Source organism: Mycolicibacterium alvei (assembly GCF_010727325.1).
GTDB classification, from domain to species: domain Bacteria; phylum Actinomycetota; class Actinomycetes; order Mycobacteriales; family Mycobacteriaceae; genus Mycobacterium; species Mycobacterium alvei.
Genome location: NZ_AP022565.1, coordinates 5,538,690 through 5,565,210 on the forward strand (window position 1 = coordinate 5,538,690; position 26,521 = coordinate 5,565,210).

18 protein-coding genes are annotated in these 26,521 nt (G+C 66.5%); 10 read left to right on the forward strand and 8 right to left on the reverse strand.

Annotated features, from left to right (window positions below):
* Positions 1-75 precede the first annotated feature (75 nt).
* The 3 genes from G6N44_RS26540 to G6N44_RS26550 form a co-directional block, all read right to left on the reverse strand.
* A complete protein-coding gene (locus G6N44_RS26540; RefSeq protein WP_235682884.1) occupies positions 76-522 on the reverse strand; it encodes an Rv2576c family protein in 447 nt (148 codons plus the stop codon).
* A 3-nt stretch (positions 523-525) separates the two neighbouring features.
* The gene (locus G6N44_RS26545) at positions 526-996 is read right to left on the reverse strand and encodes a hypothetical protein (protein WP_163669207.1); all 471 of its coding nucleotides are present in this window, start codon (positions 994-996) and stop codon (positions 526-528) included.
* Positions 997-1,170: 174 nt separating this feature from the next.
* Positions 1,171-2,463 (reverse strand): cytochrome P450, encoded by a 1,293-nt coding sequence (locus G6N44_RS26550; RefSeq protein ID WP_163669210.1) that lies wholly within the window; start codon positions 2,461-2,463, stop codon positions 1,171-1,173.
* A gap of 189 nt (positions 2,464-2,652) precedes the next feature.
* On the opposite strand from G6N44_RS26550, the gene G6N44_RS26555 reads away from it, so the two are divergent.
* Positions 2,653-3,258, forward strand: a complete 606-nt coding sequence (locus G6N44_RS26555; protein ID WP_163669212.1) for a TetR/AcrR family transcriptional regulator — start codon at positions 2,653-2,655, stop codon at positions 3,256-3,258.
* A gap of 78 nt (positions 3,259-3,336) precedes the next feature.
* On the opposite strand, the gene G6N44_RS26560 is transcribed toward G6N44_RS26555, so the two are convergent.
* Entirely contained in the window at positions 3,337-4,491 is a 1,155-nt protein-coding gene (locus G6N44_RS26560) for a thiolase family protein (RefSeq protein ID WP_163669214.1), read from the reverse strand.
* Between the two features lie 14 nt (positions 4,492-4,505).
* On the reverse strand, positions 4,506-4,949 hold the full coding sequence (locus G6N44_RS26565; protein WP_163670392.1) for a Zn-ribbon domain-containing OB-fold protein: 444 nt from the start codon (positions 4,947-4,949) through the stop codon (positions 4,506-4,508).
* Positions 4,950-5,037: 88 nt separating this feature from the next.
* Between G6N44_RS26565 and G6N44_RS26570 the strand changes: the two genes are divergently transcribed.
* Positions 5,038-5,565: a VOC family protein gene (locus tag G6N44_RS26570; RefSeq protein WP_163669216.1), complete on the forward strand. Its 528-nt coding sequence runs from the start codon at positions 5,038-5,040 to the stop codon at positions 5,563-5,565.
* A gap of 84 nt (positions 5,566-5,649) precedes the next feature.
* Here G6N44_RS26570 and G6N44_RS26575 read toward each other — a convergent pair whose 3' ends face one another.
* Positions 5,650-6,366: an enoyl-CoA hydratase/isomerase family protein gene (locus G6N44_RS26575; protein WP_163669218.1), complete on the reverse strand. Its 717-nt coding sequence runs from the start codon at positions 6,364-6,366 to the stop codon at positions 5,650-5,652.
* Between the two features lie 58 nt (positions 6,367-6,424).
* Here G6N44_RS26575 and G6N44_RS26580 point away from each other — a divergent pair, with 58 nt between their 5' ends.
* The 5 genes from G6N44_RS26580 (at position 6,425) to G6N44_RS26600 (ending at position 12,384) form a co-directional block, all read left to right on the forward strand.
* The gene (locus G6N44_RS26580) at positions 6,425-7,966 is read left to right on the forward strand and encodes an AMP-binding protein (RefSeq protein ID WP_163669220.1); all 1,542 of its coding nucleotides are present in this window, start codon (positions 6,425-6,427) and stop codon (positions 7,964-7,966) included.
* A gap of 79 nt (positions 7,967-8,045) precedes the next feature.
* Positions 8,046-9,236 (forward strand): amidohydrolase family protein, encoded by a 1,191-nt coding sequence (locus tag G6N44_RS26585; protein ID WP_163669222.1) that lies wholly within the window; start codon positions 8,046-8,048, stop codon positions 9,234-9,236.
* Positions 9,237-9,275: 39 nt separating this feature from the next.
* On the forward strand, positions 9,276-10,754 hold the full coding sequence (locus tag G6N44_RS26590) for a FadD3 family acyl-CoA ligase (protein WP_235682885.1): 1,479 nt from the start codon (positions 9,276-9,278) through the stop codon (positions 10,752-10,754).
* Between the two features lie 143 nt (positions 10,755-10,897).
* Positions 10,898-11,737, forward strand: a complete 840-nt coding sequence (locus tag G6N44_RS26595) for an Rv1363c family protein (protein ID WP_163669224.1) — start codon at positions 10,898-10,900, stop codon at positions 11,735-11,737.
* Entirely contained in the window at positions 11,734-12,384 is a 651-nt protein-coding gene (locus tag G6N44_RS26600) for a twin-arginine translocation pathway signal (protein WP_170309429.1), read from the forward strand. Before G6N44_RS26595 ends, G6N44_RS26600 begins: the two co-directional genes overlap by 4 nt.
* Before the next feature lie 124 nt (positions 12,385-12,508).
* On the opposite strand, the gene G6N44_RS26605 is transcribed toward G6N44_RS26600, so the two are convergent.
* Positions 12,509-13,036, reverse strand: coding sequence for an AfsR/SARP family transcriptional regulator (locus G6N44_RS26605; RefSeq protein WP_163669226.1), 528 nt, complete (start codon positions 13,034-13,036; stop codon positions 12,509-12,511).
* A 203-nt stretch (positions 13,037-13,239) separates the two neighbouring features.
* On the opposite strand from G6N44_RS26605, the gene G6N44_RS26610 reads away from it, so the two are divergent.
* Positions 13,240-14,466, forward strand: a complete 1,227-nt coding sequence (locus G6N44_RS26610; RefSeq protein ID WP_179964448.1) for a low temperature requirement protein A — start codon at positions 13,240-13,242, stop codon at positions 14,464-14,466.
* Here the strand turns inward: G6N44_RS26610 and G6N44_RS26615 are convergent.
* Complete coding sequence (locus G6N44_RS26615; protein ID WP_163669230.1) at positions 14,451-15,719, reverse strand: MFS transporter; 1,269 nt, start codon at positions 15,717-15,719, stop codon at positions 14,451-14,453. The two genes, G6N44_RS26610 and G6N44_RS26615, sit on opposite strands and share 16 nt — an antisense overlap.
* A gap of 318 nt (positions 15,720-16,037) precedes the next feature.
* Here G6N44_RS26615 and G6N44_RS26620 point away from each other — a divergent pair, with 318 nt between their 5' ends.
* Together G6N44_RS26620 and G6N44_RS26625 are read left to right on the forward strand one after the other, a co-directional pair.
* The gene (locus G6N44_RS26620) at positions 16,038-16,652 is read left to right on the forward strand and encodes a MerR family transcriptional regulator (protein ID WP_163669232.1); all 615 of its coding nucleotides are present in this window, start codon (positions 16,038-16,040) and stop codon (positions 16,650-16,652) included.
* 572 nt (positions 16,653-17,224) lie between these two features.
* Positions 17,225-26,488: a type I polyketide synthase gene (locus G6N44_RS26625; RefSeq protein ID WP_163669234.1), complete on the forward strand. Its 9,264-nt coding sequence runs from the start codon at positions 17,225-17,227 to the stop codon at positions 26,486-26,488.
* The last annotated feature ends 33 nt before the right edge of the window (positions 26,489-26,521 follow it).

Sequence of the window (26,521 nt, forward strand, 5' to 3'; positions counted from 1 at the left end):
AAACGCCTGAGGCGCGCGATACGCGTTGCCTCAGGCGTTTTGACGTTGCAGGCTGCGGTGGCTACGCCGCAGGGTCTACCAATTTCGGATCGAGCAGAGCGCGCCCTTGGGGCCGCTGTTGGTCTTGACGACGACGCCGTCGACCGCGAGTTCGCAGTTGAATCCCGGCGTCGGGAAACCGGGTGACTCCCCGCTCTGTACCAGCACCATGGCCCAAAGGTCGGGATCGGCCAGATTGGCCTCCAGCACCCACGGTTTGTCGGGTGCGATGTCGACGTCGGCGCGCGGGCTGAACTGGTACGGATTATGGCTGTAGTCCGAGAATATGGCCGGTTCGGTGTCGCGGTAGTAGATGTGGGCCCAGAACGGGGCGTCCGCGGTCACGGTGTAGCGCACATGGTGTAGCGGCGGGCCGGGCGGCAACGGCTCGTCGGCGAGTGCGGGTGCGGCCGTGGCGAAAGCACCGGCCGCCAGCACGGTGGCCGCGGCGAAGGAGAGGGCTCGGTTCGTCGGGTAGCGCATCGGTCACATCCTCGACAGGGTGAACGGGTAGGTGAAGGCGCCACCGGGAGCGCCGTCGCAGCCGGCATCGAACGTCGAGACCATCTCGCCTGCGAGGGTATTCGCGTCCCACGTGTAGACGTCGTGGGTCGGGACGGTCGGTCCGTAGTAGATGTCACCGCAGCGCAGGCCGAACGGATCGTCGACGGTCATGGTGTAACGGCCGTCGACGAGAACGGCATCGGTGGTGATCTGCGCAGCCTTGGCGATCGGCTGAGGCAGTGTGAGGATGGTGATGCAGTCCCGGCGCTTCGAGTAGTCCGGGTTCTTGCACGGCGTGATCGCCGACCAGACCCAGGTATGGAAATCGCGGCGATCCGGCATGTTGAGGTTGTAGTTGCCGAAATACATGGCCTGCGACGGCGGTGCCATGGCGATCGCTGTCCCCAATCCGAGCGCGGCGCTCATCGCCACGCGGATCAAGCTGGACTTCACAGGCACACCTCCACGGATCGGGCACTGGTCGGCTGACTATAGAACGAGATCAGGCTTCACCGTGCCGAAACCGGAATCTCGTCCTCGCCAGTGAGATTGTGATTCTCGCTTTTGGAGAATAACAAACACGTCGGAGGACGAGATCCGCGGAATCGTGCGACGCCCAGCGACAGGTCAGCGCACCGGCGTGAACGTGATGTTCAGCTCGGTCAGGCCGCGCAGGATGAACGTCGGCTCGTAGGTGTAGCGGCGATCGTCGGCGGGGCCGTGGAACTCCTCGTCGATGGCGATGTCGGCCATGCGGTCGAGAATCCGCTCCAACGACACCCGGCCCTCGACGCGGGCCAGCGGGCCGCCCGGGCAGCTGTGTACGCCACGGCCGAACGCGATGTGCTCGCGCACGTTCTTGCGATCCAGGCTGAAGGTGTGCGGGTCCTCGAAGCGCACCGGATCGCGGTTCACCGCACCCGGGCAGACCATGAGCGTGGTGCCGGCGGGCACATCGATGTCACCGAGCTTGGTGTCCTTCTTGGCCAGCCGGAACTGACTCTTGACCGGCGCGTCCATCCGCAGGGCTTCCTCGACGAAGGTCGGGATGCGGCTGCGGTCGTCGCGCAGGGCCTGCTGGATGTCGGGGCGGTCGCCGAGCACCCGCAGCGAGGCCGAGAGCAGCTTGGTGGTGGTCTCCTGCCCGGCGGCGAACAGGAAGGTCGCGGATCGGACCACCTCGATGATGGGCGGTACGGAACCGTCCGGGTAGTTCGCCGTGGCGAGTGCCGTCAGCACATCGTCGCGCGGCTCCTTACGACGGTCTTCGAGGTAACGGCTGAACTTCTCGTCGAGCCATTCCAGCGGATTGCTGGACACCAGGTCGCCGTCGAGCGAGCCGACCTGCGCCCCGGGCCGCGGCGCGCCCAGCACCGTGCGGAACTCCTCGTGGTCTTCTTCCGGTACGCCCAGCATGTCCGCGATCACAAGGAGCGAGAAGGGCTTCGCGTAGGCGCTGAGGAACTCGCACTTGCCGTCGGCGATGAAATCATCGAGGCACTGGTCGGCCAGCCGCCACATGAAGTCCTCGTTCTCCTTCAGCCGCCGCGGGGTGAGCAGCCGGTTGAGCAGGGAACGGGCATCGGTGTGCTCGGGCGGGTCCATGGTGACCATGTGCTCGAACATCGGCATCTGGGAGCGGTGCGCGGCAATCTGCTCGGTGATGTCCGAACCCTCGGGGGTGAACGGCAACGGGGGGAACGGGCCGGCGACCGCGATACACGAGGAGAACAGTTCGGTGTCCTTGAGGACGGTGGTGGCCTCCTCGAACCCGGTGATCGCCAGAACGCCGTAGTTCGGTTCCTTCACCACCGGACACTTGCTGCGCAGGTGGTCGAAGTAGGGATGGGGGTCTGGCACCAGGGATTGATCGGTGAAGTAGTCGATGGTGTCGTAGTCGGGCGTGGAGTTGTCGGTCATGGTGTGCGACTGCCTTCCGAAATCGATATGCGCTGCGGTGGTTTCGCGACGGGCTGCACCGCGCGAAGAATTTTCGAAATTGCTGAGCACCTGCTTAGCATGGCGGTAGAGTCATGGTCAAGATCAAGTGGCGGGCGCCGGTTACGATCGCCGGACATCGTCGCGGACTTGCCGTAAGGAGGAACAGGTATGGCATCGGCGCGAAGGATCGGGGCGCCAGACGCGAAAAACCGGATCGTGCTGCTCGACGCTGCCGAGCAGTTGATGATCGAAGAGGGGTACGTGGCGGTCACCTCCCGTCGAGTGGCCGAGCGGGCCGGCCTCAAGCCTCAATTGGTGCACTACTACTTCCGCACCATGGACGACCTGTTTCTGGCGGTGTTCGTCCGGCGTGCCGAGGAAGGGTTGGCCGTTCAGGCCGAGGTGCTGAAGTCTCCGCAGCCGTTGTGGGCCCTGTGGCGGCTGGGCATCGACCCGAGCGCGACCCGGCTGACGATGGAGATCATGGGCCTGGCCAACCACCGGCCGGGGCTGCGAGCCGAGATCGGCCGCTACGCCGAGATGTTCCGCGCCGCCGAGACCGAGGCGATCACGGCCGCCCTGCACCGCTATGGCGTCGACGCGTCCGAGGTGCCGCCCGTCGTGTGGACCTTCATCGCGGCCAGTGTGTCGCGGGTGATGGTCATGGAGCAGGCCCTCGGTATGACGGCCGGCCACGCCGAGGTGCTGAAGTTCTGCGAGGACTGGCTGCGACGCCTCGAAGGTGAGCCGCAGCCGCTGGAACTGCCGGCCTGACATTCCGCTGCCGAGCAGACGCGAAAGTACCCCGAGACTGGTATTTCGGGGTACTTTCACGTCTGCTCGCGCGGGGAACTAGAGCGACAGGATGGTGGCCGAGGCCGTTCCCGGGGCGCCGTAGACCTGGGCCAGGCCGACCCGCGGATTTCCCGGTACCTGACGCTCGCCGGCCTCGCCGCGCAGCTGACGTACGAGCTCGTGCATCTGGCGCAGGCCCGAGGCGCCGATCGGCTCGCCGTTGGCGATCAGTCCGCCGTCGGTGTTGACCGGGATCGAGCCGTTGATCTCGGTGGCACCTTCGAGCAGCATCTTCTCCTGCTCACCGTCGGCGCACAGGCCCGTCTCGGCCATGTGGATCACCTCGGCGCCGGCGTCGGTGTCCTGCAACTGGGCGATGTCGATGTCTTCCGGGCCGATTCCCGCGGCTTCGTAGGCGGCCTTGGCCGCGTACACCGTGGGCGAGGGATCCTCGTCCAGCGGTGCCGAGGTGCCGTGCACCTCGTAGGCGCCGTAGGTGCGCGTGCGGATCTCGCTGGCCCGCACATATACGGGCTTGTCGGTGTACTTGTGCGCGATGTCGGCACGGCACATGATCACCGCCGCGGCTCCCTCGTCGGGAGCGCAGAACATGTATTGCCGCAGCGGGTAGTTCAGCACCGGCGAGGCCATGATTTCCTCGACCGAGATCTCCTTGCGCCGGAACGCATTCGGGTTCAGCTCACCGTTGCGGAAGTTCTTGTTCGCCACCCGCGCCAGCGTCTCCTCGGAGATGTTGTGCTTGTGGATGTAGTGGTTGGCCTTGATGCCGAAGAACTGCGTGGTGACGAACTGGCCGTTCTCGGCATACCACTGCGGCAGTGCGAGTTTGGCCGGATCGTCGGTGAAGGCGCCGCGGGGGTGCTTGTCCAGGCCGACCGCGATGCCGATGTCGTACTTGCCCAACCGGATGGTGTCGGCAGTTTGCTGAATGGCGCTGGCGGCGGTGGCGCACGCGTTGAACACGTTGGTGAACGTGATCCCGGTCAGCCCGACCAGGCGGGTGACCGCATCCGGATTGGACACCTCGTAGCTGCCGCCGAACCCGAACTGGATGTCCTTCCACTCCAGGCCCGCATCTTCGAGCGCGAATTGGATTGCCTCGGCACCCATCTGCATCGCGGTCTTGTCGAAGCGGCCGAACGGGTGCAGGCCGACGCCGATGATGGCTACATCATTAGCGGAGTTGCTCATGTTGCGCGGCCTCTCTAGATGGGCTGGAAGGCGAAGGTGACGATTTCGTTGCCTTCGTCGTCGGTGGTGAACGGGATCATGGTGAGTTCGACGTTCATGCCGAATTGCAGTTTGGCGGGGTCGTTTTCGGTGAGGCGGCCTTCGACGCGCAGGACGGGTCCGGTGTCGTCGGCGAGTTCGACCAGGCCGACGCCGAAGGGGACGAAGTCCTTGCCGGTGGGGCCCTTGTAGGGGGCTCCGGGTGGGAAGCCCTGGGTGGTCCAGGCGATGACGGTGCCGCGTCGGGGCAGGTTCACCTGTGCGGTGTTGCCGCCGGAGCATTTGGGGCAGCGGGCCTGGGCGGGGAAGGTGGTGGCCGTGCAGTCGGTGCAGCGGCTGCCGATCAGCTGGGGTTCGGCGTCGGGCCACGTCGAGATCTCGGGCGCCAGGGCTATCTGATTTGACACGTCGTTGACGATAACCGGAAATGCAATTCTCGTCTAGTGAGAACCAGCTGTCGCTAAGCTCTTGTGGGCAGTTCAGACGGCACGGACACATGGAGGCGATGTGAGCGACGTTCTACCGGGCGCGGTCCGCCAGATCGGGTACGTGGTCACCGATCTGGACGACACGATCGCGCGCTGGCTGAAGATGGGTGTCGGCCCGTGGTTCGTGATCCGCAACCTCCCGCAGCGGGTGAGCTACCGGGGTGCGCCGTGTGAGGTGAAACTGTCCCTCGCGCTGTCCAACAGTGGTGACCTGCAGGTCGAGTTGATCCAACAACACGACGACACGCCCAGCATCTTCACCGAGTTTCTCGCCGGTGCCCCGGCTGACGGTGGGTTTCACCAACTTGCCTACTGGGCAGCCGATTTCGATTCGGCGATGGCCAACCTCGCCGAGGCCGGTTGGCCTCTGGTGTGGTCGGGCGGGGAGGGCGAGGGCGTGCGCTTCGCCTACTTCGAACCGCCGACCGGGGCCGCGATCATCGAGATTATGGAGCTGACCGAGTCCTCGGCCGGCATGGCCGCGTATGTGCGCGCGCAGGCCGCCGACTGGGATGGCAGTGATCCGGTCCGGGAGTTGGGCGGCTGACATCGGCCTCCATCGGCTGAGTGGCCAGTTATGACACGCCTACTCGCGATAGCCGTGTCATAACCGGCCGCTCGACACCCGAATTCACTTCCCCTTGTTCATCACCTTGTCCGCGGCGGCCCAGTGCTCGTCGGAGCACCAGAGCCGGGCGAAGGCGGAAACCGCCTCGGTGGTGGGCACTCCGTTGATCACCCGCTTGACCTCACCGGCCTGACGGCTGGCCAGCAATTGTGCCGTCGACCGCCAGGTCTCGGCGAACTCGGCACGGGGGACCACCTGATCGATCAGACCCACCTGCTCGGCCTCGCGCGCACCGAGGATGCGGCCGGTTCCGGCCAGCAGTAGCGCGCGGCTGCGGCCGACCAGGGCGGCGAGCCGCTCGGCGCCGCCCCAGGCCGGCATGATCGCCAGCGCCACCTGGTTGAAGCCGATCCTGATGTCATCGGCGGCGATTCGGATGTCCGCTGCCACCGCGACCTCGGCCCCGCCACCGAGGGCGTGTCCGTTGAGCGCGGCGATGACCGGCCCGCCGAAGCCGGCGATGCGGTCGCAGATCGTGCGCATCCGCCAGGCCATCTCGGAAGCCTCGAGTTCGGTGCGCAGCGCCGCCAGCTCCTTGAGGTCGCCCCCGGAGACGAACGCCCGGTCGCCGCCACCGGTGATCACCAGGGCGGCCGCGCCAGCGGCGCCGTCCAATGCCTTGTTCAGCGCATCCATGGTGTCCAGCGAGATGGCGTTGCGTGCCTGTGGGCGGTCGATCGTGATGACCGCCAGTTCGCCGTCGATTTCGAGGTCGACCATCAAACGTTCTCCAGTTCCGGGATTGGCATTCTCGTCTGATGAGAATAACATCACCGTTGTGCGCGACATCCCCGTTGAGCTGACCAAACGGTACGTCGAACAAGGCTGGTGGCGACCCGAAACCCTGGGCCAGATGCTGGCCGACGGCCTGGCCGCCAGTCCCGAGGCCGGGTTCTATGTGCACTCCGCGACCCGCCCGTACCAGGGCACCTTCGGCGAGGTCGAGCACACCGCCCGGCGCCTGGCCGCGGGACTTCGAGAGCGTGGAGTCGGGCCCGGTGACGTGGTGGCGATGCAGCTACCCAACTGGATGGAGGCTGCGGTCGCGTTCTGGGCGTCGGCGTTCCTCGGCGCCGTCACGGTGCCGATCGTGCACTTCTACGGACGCAAGGAACTCGGCCACATCATGGCCACGGCCAAGCCGAAGGTGTTCATCACCACCGAGCAGTTCGGCCGGATGCAATTCCAACCGGACCTGTGCGCGGACGTTCCCATCGTCGGCCTGGTCGGCAAGCCGTCCTTCACCGATCTGCTCGCCGACGAGCCGATGAGCGGAACCCTGACCGCGGATCCGGCTGCGCCGGCGCTGATCGCCTTCACCTCCGGAACCACCCGCGACCCCAAAGGGGTCGTCCACAGTCATCAGACACTGGGCTTCGAAACCCGTCAGTTGCTGGAGAACTACCCGCCGGACCGGGGTCGGCAGCTCACCGCCACGCCCGTCGGGCATTTCATCGGCATGCTCGGCGCGTTCCTGATCCCGGTGCTGGAGGGCGCCCCGATCGATCTGTGCGATGTCTGGGACCCGGGCAAGGTGCTGGACCTGATCGAGCGTGACGAATTGTCGATCGGCGGCGGGCCGCCGTACTTCGTCACCAGCCTGATGGACCATCCGCAGTTCAGCGAACGCCATCTGGCCCGGTTCACCACCGTCGGTCTGGGCGGCTCGACGGTGCCCGCGGCCGTTACCCGGCGGCTGGCCGATCTGGGGCTCTTCGTCTTCCGCTCTTACGGCAGCACCGAGCATCCGTCGATCACCGGGTCGGGGGCAGGGGCGCCGGAAGAAAAGCGGTTGTACACCGACGGGAACGTGCGTCCCGGCGTGGAGATCCGGCTCGGGCCGGACGGCGAGATCTTCAGCCGCGGACCGGATCTGTGCCTCGGCTACACAGACGATGCCCTCACCGCAAAGCATTTCGACTCCGACGGCTGGTATCGCACCGGGGACATCGGCGTAATGGACGACGACGGGTACCTGACGATCACCGACCGCACCACCGATCTCATCATCCGCGGCGGCGAGAACATCAGCGCGCTCGAGGTCGAAGAAGTGCTGTTGGACCTGCCGGATGTGATCGAGGCGGTCGTGGTGGCCGCTCCGGACGCGCGGTTGGGCGAACGGGTCGCCGCGGTCCTGCGGGTGCGCGACGGGGGCGCAATGCCCACCCTCGACGAGGTCCGGTCGCATTTCGACGCTGGTGGGGTGGCCCGGCAGAAGTGGCCGGAAGAGTTACATCAGGCCGAAGATTTTCCCCGCACGGCCAGCGGCAAGGTTCAGAAGTTCGTCATCCGTCAGGAGATCGCCGGAATCGCCCGATGAGCAAGCCGTCAGGCGGGTCGGGCATTGCGGCAGCTACCAAGTGAGAATATGATTCTCTCGAATTGCAAAGGAGTTTTCCATGGGACAACTGTCGCATAGGGTCGACATTCCGTTTCCGCTGTTCGACGCGGACAACCACCTCTACGAACCGCCGGAGGCGATGACCAAGTACCTCCCCAAGGAGTACAAGGACATCGTCCAGTACGTCGAGGTCAACGGCCGCACCAAGATCGCGATCGACGGCCATATCAGCAACTACATCCCGAACCCCACGTTCTCCCACGTCGCCAAGCCGGGCGCCTGGGAGGAGTACTTCAAGTTCGGCAACCCCGATGGCAAGAGCAAGCGCGAGCTGTTCGGTGAGCCGATGAAGTCCATCCCGGCCTTCTTCGAGCCCGAGCCGCGCCTGTCGCTCATGGACGACCTCGGTGTCGACCGCAGCCTGATGTTCCCGACGCTGGCCAGCCTCATCGAGGAGCGGCTGCGTGACAATCCGGTCGCCATCCACGTCATCATCCACTCGCTGAACCAGTGGCTGGACGAGGTCTGGGGCTTCAACTACAAGAACCGGATCTTCACCACCCCGGTGATCACCCTGCCCATCGTCGAGAAGGCGATCGAAGAGCTGGAGTGGGTCGTCAAACGAGGCGCCCGCGCCATCCTGGTCCGGCCGGCGCCGGTGCCCGGGTTCCGTGGTCCGCGCTCGTTCGCGCTGCCCGAGTTCGACCCCTTCTGGGAGCGTTGCGTCGAGTACGACCTGTTCGTCGGCATGCACTCCTCCGACAGCGGCTACGCGCGCTACACCTCGGAATGGGACGGCACGGTGCAGGAGATGCTGCCGTTCCAGACCAACGCCATGAACATCCTCAACGAGTGGCGGCCGATCCAGGATGCGGTGGCCTCCTGGGTGATCCACGGTGCACTGTTCCGGCACCCGAAGCTCAAGGTGGGCATCGTCGAGGCCGGGTCGAAGTGGATGTTCCCGCTGCTCGACTCGATGGCAGAGGTCTACAAGAAGGCTCCCGAGGCCTTCCTGGGCAACCCGATGGAGGAGATCAAGAACCGCATCTACGTCAGCCCCTTCTACGAGGAGGGCATCGACGACCTGATCAACCTGATCGGTGTCGACCAGGTGCTCTACGGCTCCGACTGGCCGCACCCGGAGGGTCTGGCCGAACCGACGCACTACATCACCGCGCTCGAGCACCTGGCCGTCGAGGACCAGGCCAAGATCATGGGCGGCAACCTCGGTCGCCTCGTGACCACCTAAGGGGCCGGACACATCGAAGCGCAGCAGACCATCCCCGCGATGGTCTTGAGTGCAGCGGACCGTTTCGGCGACACGGAGGCGGTCGTCGACTATGGCGACAGTTCAGCCGGGGTCGACGGTCCGCTGCGCTTGTCCTTCACTGAAGTCGTCGAGCGCATCCGGAAGGCATCGGGTGCGTTCGTCGAGTTCGGCATCGACAAGGGGGACCGGGTTGCGGTCTGGGCCCCCAATTCCGCCGAGTGGATCATCGCCGCATTCGGGATCATGGCCGCCGGCGGCGTTCTGGTTCCGGTCAACACCAGGTTCAAGGCCGATGAAGCCGCTGATGTGGTGTCCCGGAGCGGCGCCAAGGCCGTGATGGTCCAAAATGGTTTCCTCGGACAGGATTTCACCTTTTCGGGGACCGATCTCGATGTCCCTGCCATCGAATTGAAGTCGGATTTCTTGAGCAGTGGGACACCGTTCACCCGAGACGTGAACCCCACCGACATCGCTGACGTCATCTTCACCTCCGGCACCACCGGCAGGCCCAAGGGCGCGATGATGAACCATCGCCAGACGCTGCGGGCCTACGAGGAGTGGGCCACGCTCGCCGATCTGCGCGAGGGTGATCGCTATCTGATGATCAACCCGTACTTCCATACCTTCGGGTTGAAGGCCGGTTTGGTGGCGTCCTTCCTCCGCGGTGCGACGATGCTGCCGGTCGCGGTGTTCGACGCCGACAACGTCGTGGAACTGATTGAGCGCGAACGCATCACGATGCTGCCGGGACCACCCACGCTGTATCACTCGCTATTGGCGGTGGCTAGCCGCGACCGCCTGGCGACATTGCGTGCCGGGGTGACCGGTGCCGCCGACATCCCGGTGGAGCTGGTTCGGCGCATCCGCGACGAGTTGCCGTTCCAGACGTTGATGACCGGGTACGGCCTCACCGAGGCCGGCAACGTCACGCTGTCACGACCCGGAGACTCGGCCGAGGACGTGGCCACCACAGCCGGACTTCCGTGCGGGGACGTCGAGGTGCGCATCGCCGATGACGCCGAAGTGCTGGTGCGCGGATACAACGTGATGCAGGGCTACCTGGATGATCCGGCGGCCACCGCCGAGGCGATCGACCCCGAGGGTTGGCTGCACACCGGAGATCTGGGCGAGTTCACCGAATCCGGCCGGCTGCGGATCGTCGGACGCAAGAAGGACATGTTCATCGTCGGCGGCTTCAACGCCTACCCGGCCGAGATCGAGGGCTTCCTGCTGGAGCATCCGGCGATCGCCCAGGCCGCCGTCATCGGCGTCGCCGACGAGCGGATGGGGCAGGTCGGCAAGGCGTTCGTGGTGCTGCGGGACGAGCCGGGGGTCGCAGCTGTTGCCGGCGAGGACCTCATCGCCTGGAGTCGCGAACGCATGGCTGGCTACAAGGTGCCCCGGTATGTCGAATTCCTCGACGAACTACCGCTCAATGCCACCGGCAAGGTGATGAAGAACCTGCTTGAGGCCCGGATAACTACGAGCCCGGGCTAAGTGAACGCACAGTACGTAAACATCATTTCCGCAGGTAAATCACCATTTAGGTACCTGCTATCGATGATGTACTCTCGGGTCACTACCGCAAACTGATAACGTAATTCTCGTTAAGCAGGCTGCTGAACGGACAGGAGGTCGGCATGCCGTCCCGCAAGCCTTTGTCGCCGGTACTCGATACTAGCGAAGATGACGCGTCGCCCGGCGACGCACTGGAAATGGCCGAGCAGGCCGAAGCCGAGGCCGCAGAGGCCGAGGCCGTAGCGACCGCCGCACGCGCCCGGGCCCGCGCCATTCGGCTGCGTAACCAGGCCGGCGCAGACACGGCCGCTGCCGACGGGGACGCCGGCGACGACGTCGCGGACACGACCGTGCCCGAAGATGCCGATGATCCCGAGGTCACCGACACCACCGGTGTCGAGGCCGAGCCGATCGACGGGGCGGAGGGCAAAGTCGAGGGCAAGTCGTCCCGGCGCCTACCGCGAGTGCAGGTATCACGCCTGTTCTGGAAGGTGCTGGCGAGCTGTCTGACGCTGATCGTCATCGCGGGCCTGCTCGTCGCCAGCGGCTTGATGATCTGGCAGCACCGCCAAGCCGAGCACCGTCAGCAACTCGCGGCCGAATACACCGCCGCGGCCCGCCAGACCGTCGTGACGCTCATGTCGCTGGATTTCAACCACGCTCAAGACGCCGTCAAGAACATCCTGGACAACTCCACCGGTGAGTTCCGGGAGGATTTCGAAGCGCAGGCGAAAGACTTCGTCAAGCTGGCCCAGGGCGCGAAGGTAGTGACCGAGGCGAAGGTGACCGCCGCCGCCGTGGACACCATGAGCGACGACAACGCCGTCGTTCTGGTCGCGGTCAACACCCAGGTCACCAACACCACAGGTGCCAACAAGCAACCGCGGCCGTGGCGGGTGGCCGTTGACCTGGTCCGCGAAGGTGACCAGATCAAGCTGTCGAAAGTCGAGTTCGTGCCGTGACCGCAGATATCAAGAAGACCGAGGCCGAAGACACCGAGGTCGCCGGCGAGCAGGGTACGGCCGAGGCCGAAGTGGCCGAGACCGAAGTGGCCGAGGCCGATGCGACCGAGGACGTCACCGACGCCGTAGTCGACGAGCCCACGCCAGGGTGGCGCCGGAAACTGACCAACCTGTGGTTCCCGCTGGCACTGGTCGTGGCGTTGATCGCGTCGGCTGCGCTGGCCGGATGGCTGTACTTCGCGCAGTACCGCGGCGACCAACAGACCGGGCCGTCGGCGTCGGCGACGGTACTCAAGGCCGCGAGCGATGGCACCGTGGCACTGCTGAGCTATGCGCCAGACAGTCTCGACCGGGACTTCTCGGCCGCCAAGTCGCACCTGACCGGAGACTTCCTGTCGTACTACACCCAGTTCACCCAGGAAATCGTCGCCCCTGCCGCCAAGCAGAAGGCGGTCAAGACCACCGCAGCAGTCGTGCGCTCGGCGGTCTCGGAGATCCAGCCCGATTCAGCGGTGGTGCTGGTGTTCGTCAACCAGGCCACGACCAGCGCTGAGAATCCCAACGGCAGCTTCACGGCGAGCGCGGTCAAAGTGGGGATGAGCAAGATCGACGGGAACTGGTTGATCTCGTCGTTCGACCCGGTGTAGCCCGTACTGCGTCAGTCCTGAGCGTGACGTTCGTACTCCCACCGCTCCAGCCAGGTCTGCAGTTCGTGCACCGCGAACGCGGTTGCCACCGCGCTGACCACGACGAAGCCGATCAGTAACGCGCTCATGGCAGGCACCCCGCGTAGTACGTTGCCCGTCGCGGCGTGACAGTGGCGGGTGCGTCCAGGACAGATTGCTGGATGGCGCGGTAGCGGGCACGCTCGGCGATGCACCAGGAATCGGTCCAGCCCTCGAGCAGGTCACCGCTGCCTATCAGCCGGTGCAGAGCCGGATGAGTGCCCGTGGGCACCTGTCGTCCGTCGATCACGGTCATCGCCTCGTGCAAGGCGACCGCCTCGTGCCAGTCCACCGTCACTTCGGGTGCCAGGCTGACGTATTGGTGTCGCACCACGAGCAGCGCGTCGGCGCCCATCGGTCGCAATCGCCACAGCGCAGAACGCAGCGAGGACACCGCCTTGTGCGGGGGGCTGCCCGGCCACAGCAAGTCGCAGACCCAGCTGCGGTGCAACTCGCGGCGCTTCACGGCGGCAAGCGCCACCAACCGGCGACACGAGGGCGGCAACAGCAGCGGCTCCAGGTCCCGGTACACGGTGAACTCGCCCAGGAGGTTCAGCCTGAATTGATTGGACATATACGCATCCTCGAGCGTGGCCGGCGTCCTGACATCAGTAGTGCACTACCTGTGTTTCGGTGAGTTTCTGCCACCACGCCGTCGGCAATCCACGGTCCGGCGTCCCGATGCGGTGGAATTGCTGGGAAAGTATGGCGAGAAAGGGACATATCAGGTTGAACGAGAACACGCCCAGCCCGGTTCAAACCCACCGCCTGAACCGCATGTCCGGACGCGACCCGCACGAGCAGCACCGGGTGGCGAGTCCGTTGGAATTGCTGTTCGACCTGACATTCGTGATCGCCTTCGGGGTGGCGGCCGCTCAGTTCGCGCATCTGATGGCCGAGGGGCATGTGTCGGCCGGTTTGGCGGGCTTCGCCTTCGGAGCGTTCGCGACCTGGTGGGCGTGGATGAACTTCACCTGGTTCGCTTCTGCCTACGACACCGACGACTGGATCTACCGGGTGATGACGATGCTGCAGATGGTCGGCGTCATCATCCTCGCGTTGGGCATACCCCCGGTCTTCGCCTCGATCGAACACGGCGGGCACGTCGACAACGTCGTGATGGTGGCCGGCTACGTAGTCATGCGAATTGCGTTGGTGGGTCAATGGTTACGGGCGGCAGTGCAGGATCCGCCACGACGGTCCGCCTGCCTGACCTACGCGAGTGTGGTCGTCATCGCCCAGATCGGGTGGGTGGTGCAGATCTTCGTGCAGACCTCGCTGACGGTCTTCTTCGTCTCCGCCCTGGTGCTGATGGTGGTGGAGGTCAGCGGGCCGATCCTGGCGGAGCGGCGGATGGGGGGCACCCCGTGGCACGCGCATCATGTCGCCGAGCGATACGGATTGCTGGCGATCATCGCGTTGGGCGAAGGCGTGGTCGGCACGGTGGCGTCCCTGACGGCGGCGGTGGGGGAGCACGGTTGGTCCACCGACGCGATCCTGCTGGTGGCCGCCGGAATCGGGCTGACCTTCGGAATGTGGTGGGTGTACTTCCTGATTCCGGCCGGTGAGTTGCTGCACGCCAGACGCCGGCTGTCGTTCTGGTACGGCTACCTGCACCTGGCGGTGTTCGGTGCGATCGTTGCCACCGGCGCGGGGTTACATGTGGCGGCTTACTACATAGACGGCGAATCGAAGCTGGATTCGGTGGGCACGGTGCTGGCAGTGGCGATCCCGGTGGGCATTTACCTGCTCTCGATGTTCGTCATCTACTCATGTCTGGTGGGCGAGGTCGACCTCTTCCACGCGCTGTTGCTGGTGTTGGCCGGGGCGGTGCTGGTGGCCGCCGTGGCGCTGGCGGCGGGCGGGAGATCGATGACGGTGTGTCTGTTGGTGGCCACCGCGGCTCCGGTGGTTGTCGTCGTCGGGTTCGAGGCGGTCGGGCACCGGCACGCCGCGGCGATCATCTCCGCACGATTGTCCGGCGGTGGTCACCGCCCGGGGTGAGTCTCGAAGCTCTCCAACAGCATTCGCTCCTGCTCGGCCGCGAGCAGGCGGCGTGTCTTGCGGCGGGTGACCAGGATTCCGATGGTGGCCAGGATCCACACCGCGTACTGCACCGACCAGGCCACGCGGAATGACGCGAACGAGTAACTGTCCGTTCCGGACAGGATCAGCCCCATCGCCTGCATCACCAGCAGTGCGGCCAGGAAACCGCCCATGTTCACCATGCCCTGGGCGGTACCGAGGGTGTGGCTGGGATTGAAGGTGCGGGCGAAGTCGAAGCCGACCATCGACCCAGGGCCGCCCACCGAGATGACGACGATGAGCACCACCAACAACCACACCGGCGCCGGGCCGGGCAAGGCCAGCACCACGGTCCACACCAGGGCGTTACTGGCGATGATCCAGAGCACCAGGTGTGACCGGCGGGTTGGATGGCGACCGGTGAAGATACCGATCATGATTCCGGCCGCGATGGCGGCAACCACCGAGACGGTCAAAAGGGAGCCGGCTGCGGTCGCCGAAAGTCCCTGCGCCACTGTCAGATAGGGCACCCCCCACATCAGTGCGAATGCCGTGACCGAGAACTGGGTGCCCATGTGGGTAAAGAACCCGAGCCTGGTGCCGGGCCGCATCCAGACTGTCCTGATGCGGGACAGGGTGGTGTGCAGCGAGATCGGCTCAGGTGTCAGCACCGAACCGTGCGGTGTGTTGCGGATCAGGGCCAGGGCCAACACGATCACCACAACTCCGAACGCGGCGACCGACAGATAGGCCGGTGTCCACCCCGAACCGGTGAGGATTGCCAGGAACGGGATCGCGGAGAGGACCTGACCGAGTTGGCCGCAGATTCCCGTCAATTGGGTCACCAACGGAACGCGGGTGGGATCGAACCAGTGCGGCACCAGCCGAAGAACAGAGATGAAGGTCAGCGCGTCGCCCAGGCCGACGATGGCCCGTGCGCCGATTGCCGCGGGTAGAGACTCGCTGAGCGCGAGCACGAGTTGGCCGGTGGTCATCAGCGCGGCCCCGCAGATGATGAGCACACGGGAACCGAAGCGGTCCAACAGTAGTCCGGCGGGAACCTGGGCGGCGGCATAAACGATCACCTGCAGCACCACGAAAGTGGACAGCACGCCCGGGCTTGCGGCAAATCTGTCGGCGGCCTGTAGACCCGAGACGCCGAGGGTGGTGCGGTCGAGTACCGCGATGATGTACGCGAGTAGTCCGGTGGCCCAAACGATCCAGGGACGCACGCGGGCACCTTTCGTCACAATGGTTTCTGGGGACAGACGTACATGCTCTCGCACCGTTGGCGTCGAAGCGAGCGAGATTCTTTGTCGCGGTTGTGAAATTGGTCTCGGGCGCAGTATTACGGCGATTCACCGAGTTGGCTGTAAATGCACGCGCATGTCGTACTTGAGGGAAGCTCTCCGTTATATCCGCAGATAAGCGCGCTATCGATGAAGTCGCCGGGCGGCAGATGGCTGTCGCTATGAATTCGCTCGCGGCATTAACCGGAGAGTAGGGTGTCGGCATGAATCGCTGTTCAATCCGACGCGGAGGACGCCGGCTTGGTTGAGTACCGTCTCGAAGACCTGGCGCGCATTTCCGGCGTCAGCGCTCGCAATATCCGCGCCTATCGTGAGCGCGGACTACTGGATTCGCCGCGGCGCGTCGGGCGCTCGGCGTACTACGGTGAGCGGCACCTCGATCAGTTGACAGCGATCAGCCAGCTACTGGCCAGGGGTTTCAACTCGGCGCACATCGCCGAGTTCTTCGCCGCATTGCGCGGGGGTAAGGATCTGTCTGGCGCCCTGGGTATCCAAGCTTCGGGCTGGTGCCGGCCGACGGCGCTGCCACTGAACGTGGACCCGGCCGGCGATGACATCCGCACGCTCGTCGAATTCGGGTTGGTGCACATCGTGGACGGCTCCATCGAGGTGACCGATCCCGCGTTGGTCGCGCTCGTCGGCGGCGCGGAGGATCATCGGCGCCTCGTGCGCGGCATGGCCCATCTCTGCCGAGCCACCAGCGCCGAGGTCGATCACCTGGCCGAGTCGGCTGCCGCTGCGGTCGCCGAATGCGAGGGAGGTCTCTCGGATGCCGGTCTGCCTGAGCTGGTCCGGGTGGTGGTCTCGGCCCGGGTGGAACGGGCCCTGCGCGCGGGCCTGTCCGCCGCCGAATAGACCGACGGGCCGAGGCCGCGTCTCGGTCGGCCAGCCCGAATAGTTACCGACGAGTAAGATGTTCCAGCAAACTTTTGGTTCGGCCGGACGGGATTCGCTAGACAGAATTGGCCCGATTGTCCGCTGGTTCGCCGCTGGTTCGCAGTCCCGGATGTGGCGGGAAATACAGATAACGATTCGATAACAATACTGCCTTGATCTGCGCAGTTATGGCTACTCGACCGTAACCACCTGCCAACAGGACGTTTGTCCCGAATGCCTTCGGGGGCTGCGCGACGCGGCGTTACGTTACCGGCGGTTACCCATGCGTAGAACTCGCCAGTAACCAATCTGAGCGGAAAATGCCCGCATGCTCTTATGACACTCTTAGTGCGGCGGGAATGTGCGTGACACCGTCCGGAGGGCTCCGGCGGCACCGTGTTCCAGCCTGATTCGACGCTGAATCGCCGTTGGCTTGTCGCCGGGCGGTCACACCGCCCGAGACATGCAGACAAATACCTGAGACCGCACGCGACAGCCACACGCGACACCATTCACCGCAGAACCACAGCAGCACCGAGGAGATAGCGCCAGTGACGATCTATGAACACGACCGGGTGTCCGCCGGTCGCAACGACGAATCAGGATCCGACGGTCGGCAGGCTGACTCCACCCATGCCCTCGTAGATCGGCTGAGCGCCGGTGAGCCCTACGCGGTCGCCTTTGGCGGCCAGGGCAGCGCCTGGCTGGAGACTCTTGAGGAGTTGGTGTCCTCGGCCGGTATCGAGGCCGAACTGGCGACCCTGGCCGGTGAGGCCGAGCTGCTGCTCGAGCCGGTTGCCACCGAGCTCGTCGTGGTCCGGCCCATCGGGTTCGAGCCCCTGCGGTGGGTCCGTGCGCTGGCCGCCGAGGAGCCGGTGCCGTCGGACAAGCAGCTGACGTCGGCCGCGGTGTCGGTCCCGGGCGTCCTGCTCACTCAGATCGCCGCGGTGCGGGCACTGGCCCGTCAGGGCATGGACCTGGCCGCCACCCCGCCGGTGGCCGTCGCCGGGCATTCCCAGGGCGTGCTGGCCGTCGAGGCGCTGGCCGCCAAGGGGGCCAAGGACGTGCAGCTGCTGGCGCTGGCGCAGCTGATCGGTGCGGCAGGCACACTGGTGGCCCGTCGTCGCGGGATCACCGTGCTGGGCGACCGGCCGCCGATGGTGTCGGTGACCAATGCCGAGCCCGAGCGCATCTACGAGCTGCTCGAAGAGTTCAGCCAGGACGTGCGCACCGTGCTTCCCCCGGTGCTGTCGATCCGCAACGGCCGGCGCTCCGTTGTGATCACCGGCACACCTGAACAGCTGTCGCGGTTCGAGCTGTACTGCAACCAGATCGCTGAGAAGGAAGAGGCCGAACGCAAGAGCAAAGTCCGCGGCGGCGCCGTCTTCGCCCCGGTCTTCGACCCGGTGCAGGTCGAGGTCGGTTTCCACACACCGCGCCTGGCCGATGGCGTCGAGATCGTGGCCCGCTGGGCCGCGGCCGTCGGCATCGACGTCGAGTTGGCCCGGGAGATGACCGAGTCCATCCTCGTCAGCCAGGTGGATTGGGTCGACGAGATCACCGACCTGCACGAGGCGGGAGCCCGCTGGATTCTGGACCTCGGCCCCGGCGACATCCTGACCCGTCTGACCGCGCCCGTGGTGCGCGGCCTGGGCATCGGGATCGTGCCCGCTGCGACCCGCGGGGGCCAGCGCAACCTGTTCACCATCGGCGCGGTGCCCGAGGTGGCCCGCCCGTGGTCGAGCTATGCCCCGACCGTGGTGAGCCTGCCCGACGGATCGGTCAAGCTCTCGACGAAATTCACCCGGCTCACCGGACGCTCGCCGATCCTGCTGGCGGGTATGACGCCCACCACAGTGGACGCCAAGATCGTCGCGGCCGCAGCAAACGCCGGCCACTGGGCCGAACTCGCCGGTGGCGGGCAGGTCACCGAGCCGATCTTCAACGACCGCATCGCCGAACTGAGCTCTCTGCTGGAGCCGGGCCGGGCCATCCAGTTCAACTCGCTGTTCTTGGACCCCTACCTGTGGAAGCTGCAGGTCGGCGGCAAGCGACTGGTGCAGCGCGCCCGCCAGTCCGGTGCTCCCATCGACGGCCTGGTGGTCACTGCGGGTATCCCTGATCTCGAAGAGGCCGTCGAGTTGATCGGCGAACTCAACGACCTCGGCATCAGCCACGTGGTCTTCAAGCCGGGCACCGTCGAGCAGATCCGCTCGGTCATCCGGATCGCCGCGGAGGTGCCCACCAAGCCCGTCATCGCCCACATCGAGGGCGGCCGCGCCGGTGGCCACCATTCGTGGGAAGACCTCGACGACCTGTTGCTGGCCACCTACTCCGAGCTGCGCAGCCGGTCCAACATCACCATCTGCGTCGGCGGCGGCATCGGTACCCCCGAGCGGTCCACCGAGTACCTGTCCGGCAGCTGGTCGGCCGCCCACGGTTACCCGCTGATGCCAGTCGACGGCATCCTGGTCGGCACCGCCGCCATGGCCACGCTTGAGGCCACCACGTCACCGTCGGTCAAGCAGTTGCTGGTCGACACCAAGGGCACCGATACCTGGGTGGGTGCGGGCAAGGCCGTCAACGGTATGGCCTCCGGACGCAGCCAGCTCGGCGCCGACATTCACGAGATCGACAACACGGCATCGCGCTGCGGCCGGTTGCTCGACGAGGTTGCCGGTGACGCTGACGGGGTGGCGGCACGCCGCGACGAGATCATCGCCGCGATGGCCGACACCGCCAAGCCGTACTTCGGCGATGTCGCCGAGATGACCTACCTGCAGTGGCTGCGTCGCTACGTCGAGCTGTCCATCGGTGACGGCAACAGCACCGCCGATTCCAGGCGCGGGGACTCGCCGTGGTTGGACATCACCTGGCGTGACCGCTTCGAGCAGATGCTCAAGCGCGCCGAAGCACGTTTGCACGCACAGGATTTCGGCCCGATCGAGACGCTGTTCGACGCTTCCGGTGACGGCGAGGCGCTGCTGGAAGACCCGAAGGCCGCGCTGGCCGCGCTGGTCTCGGCCAACCCGGATGTCGCCTCCGTGCAGCTGCACCCGGCCGACGTGCCGTTCTTCGTCGAGCTGTGCAAGACGCTGGGCAAGCCGGTCAACTTCGTTCCCGTGATCGACAAGGATGTGCGCCGTTGGTGGCGCAGCGATTCGCTGTGGCAGGCCCATGATGCGCGCTACACCGCCGATCAGGTGTGCGTCATCCCCGGCACCGAGGCCGTCGCCGGCATCACCCGGGTCGACGAGCCCGTCGGTGAGCTGCTGGACCGCTTCGAGCAGGCCGCTGTCGATCAGGTCCTGGCTGCCGGCGCCCAGCCGCAGGCCGTGCTCTCGCGCCGTCAGGGCCGCGACGATGTCACCGGCCCGTTGGCCGTGCTGCTCGACGCTCCCGACGTGTTGTGGGCCGGCCGTACCTCGGTCAACCCCGTGCACCGGATCGCGCCGGCCGCGGAGTGGTTGGTCCGCGAAGGATCTGCAGAGCGTTCTGCTTCTCACCCGTCCACGGGTGCCCGGCTTGAGGTTGCCGACGATCGGCACGTGGTGCTGTCGGTGCCGCTGTCGGGAACCTGGATCGAGATCCGGTTCACCTTGACCGACGCCATCCGCAGCGGCGGCGCACCGGTCGTCGAGGTCGCCGATGCCGCGGCAGCGATGCGTTCGGTGCTCGCCATCGCCGCGGGCGTCGACGGTCCCGACGCGCTGCCTCCCGTCGTCGACGGGACCGCCAAGGTCACCGTCGCGTGGGACCCCGAGCAGGTCGCCGATCACACCGGCGTCACCGCCACCTTCGGTGCCCCCCTGGCACCGACGCTGACCGTCGTCCCCGACGCCCTGGTCGGTCGGTGCTGGCCCGCGGTGTTCGCCGCGATCGGCTCCGCTGCCACCGACTCCGGATTCCCGGTCGTCGAGGGTCTGCTGAGCCTGGTGCACCTGGATCACGCCGCGCACCTGTTGGCTGCGTTGCCGACTGAGCCGGCCGAATTGACCGTCACCGCAACGGCTTCGGCCGCGCACGACACCGAAGTTGGCCGGGTTGTCCCGGTTTCGGTGACTGTGCGCAGCTCCGATGGAACCGAGTTGGCCACGCTGGAGGAGCGGTTCGCCATCCGCGGTCGTACCGGCGAGGCCGAACTGACCGACCCGGTCCGGGCCGGCGGCGCGATCTCGGACAACGCCACCGACACCCCGCGGCGTCGCCGCCGTGACGTCACGATCGGTGCGCCCGTGGACATGCGGCCGTTCGCCGTGGTGTCCGGTGACCACAACCCGATCCACACCGACCGGGCGGCCGCGCTGCTGGCCGGTCTCCAGTCGCCGATCGTGCACGGCATGTGGCTGTCGGCCGCCGCGCAGCACGTCGTCACCGCCACCGACGGCAAGCCGATTCCGCCGGCCAAGCTGGTCGGCTGGACCGCCCGTTTCCTGGGCATGGTCTCCCCGGGCGATGAGGTCGACTTCCGCGTCGACCGGGTCGGAATCGATGTCGGCGCAGAGGTTGTCGAGGTCCAAGCCCGCATCGGCTCCGAGCTGGTGATGGCCGCGACCGCGCGGCTCGCCGCACCCAAGACCGTCTACGCGTTCCCCGGCCAGGGCATCCAGTCCAAGGGCATGGGCATGGAGGTCCGGGCCCGGTCCAAGGCCGCCCGCAAGGTGTGGGACAAGGCCGACAAGTTCACCCGCGAGACGCTGGGCTTCTCGGTGCTGCACGTGGTCCGCGACAATCCGACCAGCTTGATCGCCTCCGGTGTGCACTACGAGCACCCCGAGGGCGTGCTGTACCTGACCCAGTTCACCCAGGTCGCCATGGCGACGACGGCCGCCGCGCAGGTTGCCGAGATGCGTGAGCAGGGCGCGTTCGTCGAGGGTGCGATCGCCTGCGGTCACTCCGTCGGTGAATACACCGCGCTGGCCTGCGTTTCCGGCGTCATCGAGCTCGAAGGCCTGCTGGAGGCGGTGTTCCATCGCGGCTCCAAGATGCACGACATCGTGCCGCGCGACGAGCGGGGCCGGTCCAACTACCGGCTGGCCGCGATCCGGCCGTCGCAGATCGACCTCGCCGACGAGGATGTCGAGGACTTCGTCGCGCAGATCGCGGCGGATACCGGCGAGTTTCTTCAGATCGTGAACTTCAACCTGCGCGGATCGCAGTACGCGATCGCCGGAACCGTCCGCGGTCTGGATGCGCTGGAGGAAGAGGTCGAGCGTCGTCGCGAGATCAGCGGCGGCAAGCGGTCTTTCATCCTGGTGCCCGGCATCGACGTGCCATTCCACTCGAGTGTGCTGCGGGTCGGTGTGGACGACTTCCGGCGCAGCCTGGAGCGCGTTCTGCCGCGTGACCGCGATCCGGAGTTGGTCGTCGGCCGCTACGTCCCGAACCTGGTGCCCCGGCCGTTCACGCTGGACCGCGATTTCATCCAGGAGATCCGCGATCTGGTGCCGGCCGAGCCGCTCGACGAGATTCTCGCCGACTACGACACCTGGCGTAACGAGCGGCCGAGCGATTTGATGCGCAAGGTCGTCATCGAGCTGCTGGCCTGGCAGTTCGCCAGCCCGGTGCGCTGGATCGAGACCCAGGATCTGCTGTTCATCGAGGAGGCCGCAGGCGGACTCGGGGTGGAGCGGTTCGTCGAGATCGGTGTGAAGAACGCGCCGACGGTCGCCGGCCTGGCCACCAACACGCTCAAGCTGCCTGAATTCGCCCACAGCACCGTCGAGGTGCTCAACGCCGAGCGCGATGCCGCGGTGTTGTTCGCCAGCGACACGGATCCGGAGCCGGAACCGGACGTCGACGAAAGCCCGGTAGCGGCGCCGTCCGCCGAGGCTGCTCCGTCCGCCGAGGCTGCCCCGGCGCCGGCGGCCGCACCGGCCGCTCCGTCGGGTGGTCCCCGCCCGGATGATCTGGCGTTCGACGCGGCCGATGCCACCGTCGGCCTGATCGCGCTGAGCGCCAAGATGCGGATCGATCAGATCGAGGGGTTGGACTCCATCGAGTCCATCACCGACGGTGCGTCCTCGCGTCGTAACCAGCTGCTGGTCGATCTGGGCTCCGAGCTGAACCTGGGTGCGATCGACGGTGCCGCCGAGGCGGATCTGGCTGCGCTCAAGGGACAGGTCAGCAAGCTGGCCCGCACCTACAAGCCCTTCGGCCCGGTGCTCTCGGACGCCATCAACGATCAGTTGCGCACGGTGTTCGGTCCGTCCGGCAAGCGTCCGGCCTACATTGCCGAGCGCGTCAGCAAGACTTGGGAGTTGGGTCCGGGTTGGGCCAAGCACGTCACCGTCGAGGTGGCGCTGGGAACCCGTGAGGGCAGCAGCGTCCGTGGCGGCGACCTGGGTGCCCTGCACGCCGGTGCGCTGGCGACCCCCGCCGATGTCGACAAGGTGATCGACGCCGCGGTGGCCGCGGTGGGTGCCCGTCAGGGTGTTGCCGTGAGCCTGCCGTCGGCCGGTGGTGCCGGTGGCGGCGGTGTGGTGGATTCGGCCGCGCTGAACGAGTTCGCCGAGAAGGTCACCGGCGCCGACGGCGTGCTGGCCTCGGCCGCCCGCACGATTCTGGGTCAGCTCGGTCTTGATGCCCCGGTCGGTGTCCCCGAGGCGTCGACCGATGCCGAGTTGATCGACCTGGTCACCACCGAACTCGGCTCGGACTGGCCGCGATTGGTGGCTCCGGCATTCGACGGCAAGAAGGCCGTCGTGTTCGACGACCGTTGGGCCAGCGCTCGTGAGGACCTGGTCAAACTGTGGCTGGCTGACGAGGGCGAGATCGACGCCGACTGGCCCCGCCTGTCCGAGCGCTTCGAGGGTGCCGGGCATGTCGTTGCCACCCAGGCGAATTGGTGGCAGGGCAAGTCGCTGGCCGCGGGTCGCACCATCCATGCCTCACTGTTCGGTCGCATCGCGGCCGGCGCGGAGAACCCCGGAACCGGTCGGTATTCCAACGAGGTTGCCGTGGTGACCGGTGCGTCGAAGGGCTCGATCGCCTCGTCGGTCGTCGGGCAGTTGCTCGACGGCGGAGCCACGGTCGTGGCCACCACTTCGCGTCTGGACGACGATCGGTTGGCGTTCTACAAGGAGCTCTACCGCGAGAACGCCCGCTTCGGCGCCACCCTGTGGGTGGTCCCGGCCAACATGGCGTCCTACTCCGACATCGACAAGCTGGTCGAGTGGGTCGGTAGCGAGCAGATCGAAAGCCTTGGGCCGCAATCGATCCACCTCAAGGATGCACAGACCCCGACGCTGCTGTTCCCGTTCGCCGCGCCACGCGTGGCCGGGGATCTGTCGGAGGCGGGCTCACGTTCCGAGATGGAGATGAAGGTTCTGTTGTGGGCCGTGCAGCGGCTCATCGCCGGGCTGTCGATGATCGGTGCCGAGCGTGACATCGCCTCGCGTCTGCACGTGGTGCTGCCGGGCTCGCCCAACCGTGGCATGTTCGGTGGCGACGGCGCCTACGGTGAATCCAAGTCCGCTCTGGACGCTTTGGTGAACCGCTGGAGTGCGGAGTCCTCGTGGGCCGGCCGGGTCAGCCTGGCGCATGCGTTGATCGGCTGGACCAAGGGCACCGGGCTGATGGGGCACAACGACGCCATCGTCAGCGCGGTCGAGGAGGCCGGCGTCACCACCTACAGCAGCGCGGAGATGGCAGCCATGCTGCTGAACCTGTGCACGGTGGAGGCCAAGGTGGCCGCGGCGAACGCCCCGGTCAAGGCCGACCTGACCGGCGGTCTGGGTGACATCAAGATCGACATGGCCGAGCTGGCCGCCAAGGCTCGCGAGGACATGGCTTCCGCCGCATCAGAAGACGGAGCATCCGACGAGGACGAGGGAGCCCTTGCGGCGCTGCCGTCCCCACCGCGCGGATACAACCCGGCGCCGGCGCCGGAGTGGGCCGACCTCGACGTCGACCCGGCCGACCTGGTGGTCATCGTCGGTGGTGCCGAGCTCGGGCCGTACGGCTCGTCGCGGACGCGCTTCGAGATGGAGGTTGCCGGCGAGCTGTCGGCGGCCGGCGTGCTTGAGCTGGCCTGGACAACCGGCCTGGTCAAGTGGGAAGACGATCCGAAGGCCGGCTGGTACGACACCGAAACCGGTGATCTGGTGCCCGAATCGGAGATCGTGGAGCGCTATCACGACGCCGTGGTGGAACGTTGCGGCATCCGCGAATTCGTCGACGACGGTGCGATCGACCCCGATCACGCCTCGCCACTGCTGGTGAGTGTGTTCCTGGACAAGGACTTCAGCTTCGTGGTGTCCAGCGAGGCCGACGCTCGGGCGTTCGTGTCCTTCGACCCCGAGCACACGGTGGCCCGGCCCGTGCCGGACTCCGGTGACTGGCAGGTGATCCGTAAGGCGGGCACCGAGATTCGCGTTCCGCGCAAGACCAAGCTGTCGCGTACGGTCGGTGCCCAGATCCCCACCGGGTTCGACCCGACGGTGTGGGGCATCACCCCGGACATGGCCAATTCCATCGACCGGGTGGCGCTGTGGAACATCGTCGCCACCGTCGACGCGTTCCTGTCCTCGGGCTTCACCCCGACCGAGCTGATGCGTTGGGTGCACCCGAGCCTGGTGGCCTCCACCCAGGGCACCGGCATGGGCGGCATGACCTCGATGCAGACCATGTACCACGGCAACCTGATGGGTAAGGCCAAGCCGAACGACATCCTGCAGGAGGTGCTGCCGAACGTTGTTGCGGCACACGTCATGCAGAGCTACGTCGGCGGTTACGGTGCGATGGTCCACCCGGTCGGCGCCTGCGCCACCGCGGCCGTCTCGGTCGAGGAGGGTGTTGACAAGATCCGTCTCGGCAAGGCCGACCTGGTGATCGCCGGCGGCTTCGACGATCTGACCCTGGAAGCCATCATCGGCTTCGGTGACATGGCGGCCACCGCCGACACCGAGACGATGCGGTCGAAGGGCATCAGCGACTCGAAGTTCTCCCGCGCCAACGACCGTCGTCGTCTCGGCTTCCTGGAAGCCCAGGGTGGTGGCACCATCCTGCTGGCCCGCGGTGATCTGGCCGTCAAGATGGGCCTGCCGGTGCTGGCCGTCGTCGGCTACGCGCAGAGCTTCGCCGACGGTGTGCACACCTCGATCCCGGCTCCGGGCCTCGGTGCCCTGGGCGCCGGGCGTGGCGGCAAGGATTCGCAGCTGGCCCGCTCGCTGGCCAAGCTGGGTGTCGGTGCCGACGACATCGCGGTGATCTCCAAGCACGACACCTCGACGCTGGCCAACGATCCCAACGAGACCGAGCTGCACGAGCGGCTGGCCGACTCGATGGGCCGCTCGGCAGGTGCCCCGCTGTTCATCGTCAGCCAGAAGACGCTGACCGGGCACGCCAAGGGCGGCGCGGCGGTGTTCCAGATGATGGGTCTGTGCCAGATCCTGCGCGACGGCGTCATCCCGCCGAACCGCAGCCTGGACTGCGTCGACGACGAGCTGGCCACCTCCGGCCACTTCGTCTGGGTGCGCGAAGCCCTCGACCTGCGTGGGAAGTTCCCGCTCAAGGCCGGTCTGGTCACCAGCCTCGGGTTCGGTCACGTGTCGGGTCTGGTTGCCCTGGTGCACCCGGAGGCGTTCATCGCGGCGCTGGATCCGGCCGAGCGCGACGACTACCGCAAGCGCGCCGAGCAGCGCACGCTGGCCGGTCAGCGTCGTCTGGCCGGGGCGATCGCCGGCGGACGGCCGATGTACGAGAAGCCTGCCGACCGCCGGTTCGATCACGATGTGCCGGAGAAGCGTCAGGAAGCGGCCATGTTGCTGAACGCGGATGCCCGCCTCGGTGACGACGATCTCTACGTGCGGTGAGTGAATGCACCGAGAAGTGAGCTAGGTTCGCTT